Annotated in this window: 10 protein-coding genes and 1 pseudogene; all 11 read left to right on the top strand. The window is 45.9% G+C overall.

Annotation, left to right across the window (positions count from 1 at the left end; translation table 11 throughout):
• A pseudogene (locus L1N85_RS23135) lies at nt 1–510 on the top strand (WXG100 family type VII secretion target); the annotation flags it as partial.
• Between the two features lie 3 nt (nt 511–513).
• The gene (locus L1N85_RS23130) at nt 514–765 is read left to right on the top strand and encodes a hypothetical protein (protein ID WP_235241410.1); all 252 of its coding nucleotides are present in this window, start codon (nt 514–516) and stop codon (nt 763–765) included.
• 244 nt (nt 766–1009) lie between these two features.
• Nucleotides 1010–1837, top strand: a complete 828-nt coding sequence (speE, locus tag L1N85_RS23125) for a polyamine aminopropyltransferase (protein ID WP_235241409.1) — start codon at nt 1010–1012, stop codon at nt 1835–1837.
• A gap of 39 nt (nt 1838–1876) precedes the next feature.
• Nucleotides 1877–2746 carry an agmatinase gene (speB, locus tag L1N85_RS23120; protein WP_235241408.1) on the top strand — a complete coding sequence of 290 codons (870 nt, stop codon included), beginning with the start codon at nt 1877–1879 and terminating at the stop codon, nt 2744–2746.
• 271 nt (nt 2747–3017) lie between these two features.
• Nucleotides 3018–4283, top strand: a complete 1266-nt coding sequence (locus L1N85_RS23115) for an ABC transporter substrate-binding protein (RefSeq protein ID WP_235241407.1) — start codon at nt 3018–3020, stop codon at nt 4281–4283.
• Between the two features lie 59 nt (nt 4284–4342).
• The gene (locus L1N85_RS23110) at nt 4343–5212 is read left to right on the top strand and encodes a carbohydrate ABC transporter permease (protein WP_235241406.1); all 870 of its coding nucleotides are present in this window, start codon (nt 4343–4345) and stop codon (nt 5210–5212) included.
• A gap of 27 nt (nt 5213–5239) precedes the next feature.
• A complete protein-coding gene (locus tag L1N85_RS23105) occupies nt 5240–6079 on the top strand; it encodes a carbohydrate ABC transporter permease (RefSeq protein WP_235241405.1) in 840 nt (279 codons plus the stop codon).
• Between the two features lie 42 nt (nt 6080–6121).
• Nucleotides 6122–6784: a transaldolase family protein gene (locus L1N85_RS23100; protein WP_235241404.1), complete on the top strand. Its 663-nt coding sequence runs from the start codon at nt 6122–6124 to the stop codon at nt 6782–6784.
• A gap of 39 nt (nt 6785–6823) precedes the next feature.
• Nucleotides 6824–7498 (top strand): DUF4867 family protein, encoded by a 675-nt coding sequence (locus L1N85_RS23095; RefSeq protein WP_235241403.1) that lies wholly within the window; start codon nt 6824–6826, stop codon nt 7496–7498.
• Between the two features lie 43 nt (nt 7499–7541).
• Complete coding sequence (locus tag L1N85_RS23090; protein ID WP_235241402.1) at nt 7542–9596, top strand: alpha-glucosidase; 2055 nt, start codon at nt 7542–7544, stop codon at nt 9594–9596.
• Nucleotides 9597–9678: 82 nt separating this feature from the next.
• Entirely contained in the window at nt 9679–11016 is a 1338-nt protein-coding gene (gene sftI / locus L1N85_RS23085) for a sulfoquinovose isomerase (protein WP_328285272.1), read from the top strand.
• The last annotated feature ends 12 nt before the right edge of the window (nt 11017–11028 follow it).

Here is an 11028-nt window from a genome sequence, read left to right as displayed (position 1 = left end):
CATTGGCTCAACAGCTTCGGTTTAGCCACTGCGCTAGCCGGAGGAGCGAAAGTCATTTCCCCTACCAAACCCGGTTCCTCCGGAACAACAACTGTTCAGGGTTCGAGAACAGTTCAGACTGGTGGGAGAGAACTTTCAGTTGATGAATATCTAAAGAGGCTTGATACGGCTGATGCAATGTATGAATCCTTTAGAAAATCGAATGTTGATGTTCAGGATATTGCTAAAAATACAGGTGTTTCCGAAAATAGAATCCAAATAATAAAGGACCATTTGTTTTTTAAAGAGCATATTAAAGAACATGGTGTTGGACGTTTTGAAGCAGATTATGAAATTGCACAAGCATGGGATAGACTTCAAAAAGGGACTTATAAACAACAGGACATTGATTTATTGAATCATGAACTTTTTGAATCTAAATTTGAAGGTATATTTAAAACAGATTATAGGACCGCACACGATAGAACAGTTGATTCTGGTCGCCCGTGGTATCCACCTGAGGAGGAGTAAATTTTGGCTTCGTATGTATTACTGCTAAAAGAACATGAAGATGATGAAACAGTTGTCTACAGATTTGGTCCAAATGAAGATGTTATGGGGAAAATTGAATTGAATAAGGTTACTAAGAAGTTTTCTGAGTTAGAGTCTTTACCTGACCCTAAGATTCCGAACAACTTTTATTTTGATAGAGCGGCTCAAAGACTGGTGGTTTGCCTAGTTAAAGAGGGGGGTAAGTTCCCAGAAAGAACTGCATTTGAATCATAATTTTCACAGTCATGAAACTATGAATTCCCTTGCAACGGCGGGGCTACCCAGTACCGAATGAACCCATCATTCAACCAATAACACACTTAACCCATGTAATACCGCTACAAAGATTTGTTTCTTCAATTCGCTTGTACGCACAAGAAAAGATTGAATTTGTATATGGAATAAACCATTTGTGTTCAAGTTTTAATTTTACTATAATACAGGTTGAACCATTGAAGGAAAGAAGGGATCTTGCGACATGGAATTGTGGTATACGGAGAAACAAACGGACAGCTTCGGCATTACGGCGAAGATTACTAAAACTTATGTGAACGAGCAAACGGAATTTCAACAGCTGGATATGATCGAAACGGAAGAGTTCGGAACGATGCTCGTCCTTGACGGCATGGTGATGACAACGGTGAAGGACGAATTCGTTTACCATGAGATGGTTGCGCATCCCGTTCTCTTCACGCACCCGAACCCGGAGCATGTGCTCGTAGTGGGCGGCGGCGACGGCGGCGTTATTCGCGAGGTTATGAAGCACCCGAAGGTGAAGAAGGCCGTGCTTGTCGACATTGACGGCAAGGTTATCGAATACTCGAAGAAATATTTGCCTACGATCGCGGGCGAGCTCGACAATCCGCGCGTTGAGGTGCTTGTGAACGACGGCTTCATGCATATACATGATCACAAAAACACGTATGACGTCATTATGGTGGACTCCACGGAGCCGGTCGGCCCGGCCGCCAACCTGTTTACGCGCGGCTTCTATCAAGGCATTTACGAAGCGCTGAAGGAAGACGGCATATTCGTTGCGCAAACGGACAACCCGTGGTTCAAAGCGGATCTGATCCAAAGCGTGAACAAGGACGTGAAGGAAGTATTTCCGATCGTGCGCGTATACGGCGCGAACATCCCGACTTACCCTAGCGGTCTGTGGACATTCACGATGGGCAGCAAGAAGTACGACCCGACTGCCGTTGACGAGACGGCCATTCCGGAAATCGATACGAAATATTATACGCCGCGTCTTCACAAAGCAGCTTTCGTGCTGCCTAAGTTCGTGGAAGACCTGATTAAGTAAACGAGCGGCAACGCTGCTAGGGAAAGAGGGACAAGCCCCATGAAATTGGATCAAAAATATTCCGGCAACGTCTTCATCCTGAGCTCGGACAATTACGAAGCTTCCAAAGCGGTTATCTACGGCATGCCGATGGATTTCACCGTCAGCTTCCGCCCGGGCTCGCGATTCGGTCCTCCCCGCATCCGCGAGGTATCGATCGGACTTGAGGAATACAGCCCTTACTTAGATCGAAGCCTTGAGGACATTGAATATTTCGATGCCGGAGATCTGCTCTTGCCGTTCGGCAATGCGGCCCGCAGCCTGGAGATTATAGGCGAATTCGTGCGCGGCGTTCTGGACGACGGTAAAATCCCGGTTGGCCTCGGCGGCGAACACCTTGTGTCTTGGCCGATCTTCCAAGAGGTGTACAAGAAATATCCTGATCTTGCGATCATCCACTTCGACGCTCATGCCGATCTGCGCGAGCAATATGAAGGCGAGCCGTTGTCCCACTCGACACCGCTGCGCAAGGCGGCAGGTCTCATGGGCGGCAAGAACATTTACCAGTTCGGCATTCGTTCGGGCTCGCGCGAGGAATTTCAGTATGCGCGCGAAAACATTAACTTCCATCCGTTCGAGGTATTGGAGCCGCTTAAGAAGGTGCTTCCGGAGCTCGAAGGCCGTCCGGTTTACTTGACGATCGACATCGACGTGCTGGATCCTTCAGCAGCGCCAGGCACTGGAACGGCGGAAGCCGGCGGCATTACGTCGAAGGAGCTCATCGATTCGGTTCACGCCATCGCCCGTTCAGGCGTTAACATCGTGGGCTTTGACCTCGTTGAGGTAGCGCCTGCGTACGACCCGACGGAGCAAACGCAAATCGTTGCGGCGAAGGTTATACGCGAGATGCTGCTTGGTTTCCTGAAATAAAGCAACAAGCTAAATTTTACAGAGCTTGTCTTGGACGACTATGTCCATGGCAGGTTCTTTTATTTTTCTCGAAAAAAGCGCTTGCAAAAAAGTATAAAGGTCATTACAATAAAGACAAACATCATTATGTAAGCGTTTGTATTAATCATAATAATGTTTTATAAGATCACTATGTTTGTAAGGGGCTGATATCCTTTCGGTTGATTAGCATTTTTAAAGATAACGCAAAATAAGGTGAACATTGTAAAAACAAATGAAACGGGGCGTAAACATGAAAAAAATAACGGTTACTATTCTCATGTTTTTGATCAGTGCTTTAGTTGTAGCTGGCTGCGGAAATTCGAGTACCAATAGCGGGAAGGAAGCGGGGGAGAGCTCAGGTAAAACAACAAAGATTAGCTTTATACACTGGCGTGGCGAGGATGTTAAAGTGTTCGACGGACTCATTGCTGAATTTGAGAAAGCAAATCCTACGATTAAAGTGGAGATGAATGTATTTCCTTCCGAACAGTATTTGGCGAATGCACAGGCTAAACTATTAGACGGAGCTTCGGGCGATGTTTTTGCTTCATTTCCGGGCGCTCAATTCGGGAGTATCTCGAAAGCGGAGCTGTACGCTGAACTGAGTGATGCAGACTTTGCCGCCAATTACAGCCCGAACCTTTTAGCCGCTGGCCAGAAAGACGGCAAGCAATTGGCATTCCCTTATCAGCTTGTTTATAACCAACCTATTTATAATAAAACGATTTTTGAGAAATTGAATTTAACGCCTCCAAACGATTGGGAACAATTTCTGCAGCTTTGTGAGACGCTGAAGAAAAACGGTTATATCCCAATTGCTTTCCCTGGAGCGGACATCGGTCCTGGACAGTTTATAAACTCCATGATGATGAATAACAATACGGACGAAGATATATGGGCAAAGGTAGAGTCGGGACAAGCGAAACTGACAGACGAATGGTTTGTGCGAACGCTGTCGCAATTCAAAGAGCTTAACGATAAAGAGTACTTCCAGAAAGATTCTTTAGGCACGAGCAAAGATATCGCCGGCTCTTTATTCGCCCAAGAGAAAGCGGCGATGCTGGCAACAGGCTCCTACATGATGTCTGGTATGAAGCAACAAAATCCGAATATTGAACTGGGCTTGCTTGCTCCAATTACTGTTGCAGCGGATCAAGCGGTTTACGAAGGTATTCATACGACTACGTTCATGCTAGGCGTGAATGCGCTATCCAAGCATAAAGATGCAGCAATCAAGTTTTTAGCTTTCTTAAGCGAAAAGCAAAACGCAGAGAAATATGCGAATGGAACCGGACAGCTGGTTACTGTGAAAGACGTAAGCTATAAGACACCGGAGCTTCAACATTCCGCAACATGGATGGATAAGAAAACAAGGTTTCAACCACGCTATCTAATAGCAAACGCAGCTAACGAGAAGGCGGTTACGACTTCTGTACAAGCGGTCATTGCAGGTAAAACCGCTGAGGAAGCTGCAAAAAATGCACAAGCTCTCATTGACCAAAATATAAAGAAATAAGTTGAATGCGGGGGGAGTTACGATCTGCCCCCCTCTCCATTTATTCGCGGAGGTGCTGTATGAAGCATAGTAAAACCCTTTACTTGTTTGTATTGCCGGGGCTATTCATGTATTTACTTTTCTTCGTTTACCCAACTTTGAACGGCCTTGTCCTCTCGTTTACTGACTGGGAAGGGATTTCATCTCATTGGAATTGGGTTGGCTTCGATAATTATAAGAGAATGCTATTTAATGACGATATTTTTCAAACTGCTTTAACAAACAATTTGAAATTCATGCTGGTCGTCGTTATATTTCAGACATCCATTTCACTAATATTCGCTATTTTGTTATTGAAAAACTCGAAGAGCAATGTGTTCTTTCGGGCCTTGTATTTCTTTCCGACAATCATTTCTTCCATTTCCGTTGCCTTTATTTGGGCGTTCGTTTTTAATCCGAATGTTGGGGTGTTGAACCTTTTACTCGGAAAAGCTGGGCTGGAGGCGTTGGCGCAAAATTGGCTGGGTGACCCGAAGCTCGCGATTTATTCGATCGCTTTCGTAAAAGTTTGGGCGCATGCCGGACAAATGATGGTTATCTTCGTGGCCGGACTGCAGTCGATTCCGGAAGAGCTTTATGAGGCAGTATATTTAGACGGAGCGACAAATTGGCAAGCGTTCAAGAACGTCACCTGGCCAATGATTGCGCCAGCTGCAACTATAGTAGTCGCTTATACGACGATTCAATCGTTCAAGGCGTTCGATTTGATATTCGCCATGACTGGCGGAGGACCGATCTACTCGACAGAAATATTGTCCACTTATATTTATCACACGGCATTCCAGGGATCTGAATTTGGTTATGCTGCTGCTCAATCGATGGGCTTTATGGTCATTATCGCCCTTATTACAATGGGGCAATTTAAGTTGCTGAAAGGCCGTTCATCATAAATGCCGGCTGGAGAGGAGGAATGATTTGTGAAACATTTACGCAAGGAAGCTTTAACGGGAGTTGTACTGAAAAAGTTCATTCTGATATTCTACGCCTTATTGATTTTAGTGCCGGTGTCGATTGTTGTTCTGGCATCCTTTAAACAAATGACTGATTTGTTTAAAAATCCGATCGGGTGGCCTGAGCAATTCTCGCTCAGCAACTATATTGAAATGTTTCGTGAACAGTCGCTTGGTCAATATTTTTTAAATAGTACTCTCGTTACGTTGTCGACAATCTTGTTCATTTTGTTTTTCTCCAGCCTGTTATCCTATGCAATCTTTCGCTTCTCAGGTTGGTTAGCGGTCATTCTCTACGGCCTGTTTGCCGCAGGGATGATGGTTCCGCCGCAGGTGAACATGATCCCTATATATTCGCTTGTTTCCGATCTTGGCTTAACGAACTCGCTGACGGGGCTGATTGCCGTTTCGATCTCCATATTTATGCCGGTTGCTGTATTTATTCTCTCTGGCTTTATGAAATCGATGCCGAAAGAAATGATTGAAGCAGCATCGATAGATGGGGCTAACGAGTGGTCGACCTATTGCCGGATTGTTTTGCCAATCTCGATGCCGTCGCTTTCTGCTTCAGCTATCTTTTTGAGCGTGATGGTATGGAACGACCTGCTGTTCCCGCTCTTGCTTATTAATTCCAGCGACAAAAAAACATTGCCTTTGGCGCTGCTTCAATTCCAAGGAGAGTTCATGACGAACTTTCCGATGATATTTGCAGGTGTCATTATCGCATCAGCTCCAATGGTTATTGCTTATGTAGCGCTCCAAAGATACTTTGTTGAAGGTGTAACGGCAGGGTCGGTTAAAGGATAAGCAGCTTCATTATCAGATTATAATCCATTAGGAAGAATTTGAATGAAATACTTTTTGGACAGCGCAAAAATCGAGGAAATTAGATACGCGTATCAGAACTGGGCTATCGATGGGATTACGACGAACCCGAAACACATTCAATTGAGCGGCAAGCCGTTCTTGACAGTGATAGATGAATTAGCTGCTGAGTTTGCCGGCGTGGAGTCGTTCCCCATTTCGGTTGAAATCAATCCGCATTTGAACGATGCCAAAGAAATGGTGAAGACGGGGATTGAGCTAGCAAGAAAATCGAGCAACTTTGTTGTTAAAATTCCATGTACGGAAGAAGGAATAATTGCGGCCAAGGAGCTTGGCAAAGAAGGCGTTCCTACAAATGTAACGCTGGTGTTCTCGCCTTCGCAGGCGCTGCAAACCGCTCGTGTAGGAGCGGCGTTTGTATCTCCATTCGTAGGCTGGAAAGAAAATAGCGGCGAGGACACCGAGCCTTATATTCGAGACATTGCGGAAATTTATAAAACGTATGGCTATCAAACAGAAATTATTGTTGCGGCATTACGCAACGGAGCGCAAATTGTCAAGGCAGCTAAAGCAGGAGCGCATATAGTAACATGCGGCTTTGATGTATATAAAAGCAGCTTTTATCATCCGTTTACCGATTACGGCTTAGGCGTGTTCCGAAACGCATGGGATCAGACCGTCGTTTAGATAGGGTCTTGTAACGTACAAGAGAGGAGAACAACAAATATGGGAGACAGGCTGCGGTCTATTCAACAGCTTAATTCGGAAATCCGGCTGCATTATATTGATGATGAAGCATTTCGTTCGTTTGGAAAAGTACTGACGGGCTACGATTTCTCGGAAATCATAGCCGTCATGAATAATACTTCGATTCCGGAAGACGGAAATTGTTATATCGCTTCCGTTAATGAACTGGAAGCAACGGCGGTTAAGGAGCAGGTACAGTCGGGCGTATACGGCAGTATGGATATTCAGATCGGATACTGTAATGGAATGAACTCCAATCTGAACGGCCTGGAGTATCACAAAGGCAGTGAAATTAATGTCGCGGTGACAGACCTCGTTCTTTTGCTCGGAAGCGTACAGGACATTGTGCATAATCAGTTTTCTGTAAAGGGAGTGCAGGGCTTCTATATTCCGCAGGGTACGGCTGTTGAGTTATACCAAACGACATTGCATTTTGCTCCTTGTAAAGTTTCGGAAAGCGGATTTAAATGTATCGTTATTTTACCTAAAGGAACGAATGAGCCCTTGCCGCATAAAGCAGCTGATGTTACAGAGGAAGACAAGCTGTTATTTATGAGAAATAAGTGGCTGCTTGCACATCCGGAGAGACAAGTTCTTATCGACAAGGGTGCATATCCGGGTATAGATGGTCCAAACCTGAGAGTTAACTATTAAGAGCGGTCAGCGACTGAGCAGCATAGTTTAAGGAGTGATTGCGATGACGGATAAAACGATAACAAATAATAGCGGGGTTCTTCTCAACAAGCTTGAAGACGGGTTTGAAGTCGTGATGAACGGCGAAACGCTAATCAAGCATACGATTGCTTCCCCGATGCTGTTTGCAGGTTACGGGGAAGAGTCCATTGAAATGTACAGGGGCAATTTTGATATTAAAGATTATGTCATTGAACGAACGCCCCTTCGTTATACAGAGCTATCCGATAGTTCCGGTGCGATTAAAATAAAATGTTCAAATGCTTTAGGGGGCGAAGCTTGGATTACCATTTCAATAACGCTTGAAGGAGATCGAATGAAGCTTGCGTTTGATGACTATAAGCCGGCGATTAATCGAGTGTGGGTAAGGCTGGAAGCAGATAAGCATGAAAAGGTGTTTGGATGCGGGGAGCAGCTTTCGCATTTCAACTTGCGCGGCAAGCATTTTCCTCTGTGGACGTCGGAGCCCGGCGTCGGAAGAAACAAGAACACGTATACAACCTGGCAGGCGGACGTACATGATAAAGCCGGCGGCGATTACTATACGACGAACTATCCTCAACCTACGTTTGTGTCGAGCAAGAAATATTTCTGTCATGTGGAGACGACGGCCTATGCCGATTTTGATTTTCGCCAAGAGCAGTTCCACGAGCTTCAAGTTTGGGATGTTCCGAGGTTCATCCTTATCGAGTCGGCGCCTTCCTATATGGAATTAGTGCAGAAAATAACGGATGTATTCGGGCGTCAGCCTGAGCTTCCGGATTGGACCTACAATGGGATATGGCTCGGTATACAGGGCGGAACCGAGGTGGTGGAGAGCAAGCTTAATCATGTGCTGGACAAGGGCTTGAAAGTAGGCGGAGTATGGTGCCAGGATTGGCAAGGGAAACGGATTACTTCCTTCGGCAAACGGCTGATGTGGAATTGGAAGTGGAACCCGCAGGAATACCCGGGCCTTGATCAGAAGCTGAAGCAGTGGAAACAGCAAGGCATCCGGTTTCTTGGCTATATTAATCCGTATGTAGCCGTTGAAGGCGATCTATTTCAGACGGCTAAGGAGCAGCATTATTTAGCTCACGACAAGCAGGGGGAAATTTATTTAGTCGATTTTGGCGAATTTTATTGCGGGGTTGTCGATTTTACGAATCCGGATGCCTGTGAATGGTATAAGAGTGTGATTAAAGATCATTTAATCGATTTCGGTCTTGATGGATGGATGGCGGATTTCGGCGAATATTTACCTACCGACGTTGAGCTTCATAACGGCGTATCGGCTAAAATCATGCACAACGCTTGGCCGGTACTATGGGCCAAAATAAATTATGAAGCCGTTTCCGAAGCGGGCAAGCTCGGCGATATCGTTTATTTCATGAGGGCAGGATATTCGGGTATTCAGAAATATTGCACCTTATTATGGGCGGGCGATCAAAGTGTAGACTGGTCGATGGATGATGGACTGGCTTCGGTTATTCCGGCTGCTCTATCATCGGGTATGGTCGGCAATGGCTTGCATCATAGTGATATTGGCGGTTATACAAGTCTTCATGGCAACAAGCGCAGTAAAGAGCTGTTCATGAGATGGGCTGAAATGAGCGCATTTACTCCCGTTATGAGGACGCATGAAGGCAACCGTCCCGACGATTGCTGGCAGTTCGACAGCGATGATGACACGCTTGAGCACTTAATCCGGATGACCGATATTTATGTGAAGCTGGCTCCTTACACGAAGCAATTAGTTAAGCTCAATGCTCAGAAAGGCATTCCTCTTCAAAGACCGTTATTCATGCATTATGAGACAGACGAAAGCTGCTATGAAACGCAATATCAATATTTATACGGGCCAGACCTGCTTGTTTCCCCGGTGTATCTGGACGGACAGACAAATTGGAATGTTTATTTGCCGGAAGACGAGTGGGTGCATTTATGGAGCGGTGAAACTTATGGCGGCGGTGAAAAGGTGTCCGTTAGCGCGCCGCTTGGCTGTCCTCCGGTATTTTACCGCACGCAATCAGAGTTCGCACCGTTGTTTAAAGCGATAACGGAGCTGTTTAAAAAATAAAACATTATAATATATTTTAAAAGATCATGATGTATGGTTTAATAGAAGTATAAAGCGACGTAAAGGGGAAGTGAACGCATTGTTGTCTACATCCGTGATATACTTGCCGATCGGCCGAAAGACGTTTGATTTAACAGCGGCAGAAGTGGTTTGGAAGGAGACGTCCGATTGGCTGCAAAGCCAATGCGAGACATTGTATGAGCCAGAGCAAATCATGACCTCCGTTGAAGAATTGGAACAGTTCCTTCAATCGCTGGAAGGCAAGCAAATCGATTCGATTGTTTATCAAAGCGTAACCTTTGCGGATGGCGAGTTTGTCGTGAAGGCGCTTGATTACTTTAAAGTTCCCTTCATTGTCTGGTCCGTTAGAGAACCAAGCGTTGGCGGCCGGCTTCGTTTGAATTCGTTAACGGGCGGCAACAGTACCAGCAACGTATTAATGCATTACCGCCATCCTTTCTCATTCGTATTCGGCAATCCGTCGGAGCTGGAAGTTCAGCAGAAGCTTCTCCGGCAATTTCGGGTTAATCGGGTTATCGATAAGCTGGGTCAGCTGTCGATTGGCGTTATTGGCGATCACCCGCCCGGGTTTTTCTTCTCCGAAGCGAATGAACAATTGTTGAAGAACCAGCTAGGCGTCACGATTCATAAGATGGATTTACAGCAGGCGTTCCGTGAATGCGTAAAGCTGGATGAGAGCCGATATTTATCAGCTGTTGAACGCGCTGAGCAGCAGGTAGTCGGATTGAGTCGTTCGGACGAAGCCGTCAAGAAATTTGCACAGTTCTACACGTATGTGAAGGATTATATAAACGAAAACCAAATCAAAGCGTTGGCTGTCCGCTGCTGGCCGGATTTCTTCAATGAGCTTGGAGCGGCTGCTTGTTCAACGCTTTCCCAATTTACGGAGGGCGGCATCGTGTCATCGTGCGAGTCCGACATACATGGATCAATATCGATGTTCATCCTGTATGAGCTCAGCAATGGAAACGCTCCTTATCTTGGCGATTTGGTTCATATTAATGAAGAACGGAATTCAGCCGTGTTCTGGCATTGCGGCGCTGCCGCTTATTCCTTGGCTCATCCTGCTACGGGCGCGCAAGCCGGTGTACACCCTAACCGGAAAATGGGCTTTACGATGGATTTTGGTTTGAAGCCGGGCGGCGTCACGATCTTCAGAGTCAGCAATACACCTGACGGCTATCGTTTGTTAGTCATGAAAGGTACCGCACTTGATGTCCCGCAAGCATTCAGCGGAACTTCGGTAGAGGTAGAGCTGTCAACGGATGTGACGAGCACCTTGAACAGCTTGATGCAGCAAGGCTTTGAGCCGCACTATGCCATCGTATACGACGATGTGTCAGATGCATTGATGGAGCTGGGACGACAGCTTGGGATCGAAACGATTGTTTATGTTTGATTTGAAAGGATG

Origin of the sequence: Paenibacillus alkaliterrae (assembly GCF_021532375.1) — a bacterium.
Taxonomy (GTDB): domain Bacteria; phylum Bacillota; class Bacilli; order Paenibacillales; family Paenibacillaceae; genus Pristimantibacillus; species Pristimantibacillus alkaliterrae.
This window is presented reverse-complemented; position numbering and strand designations above follow the sequence as displayed.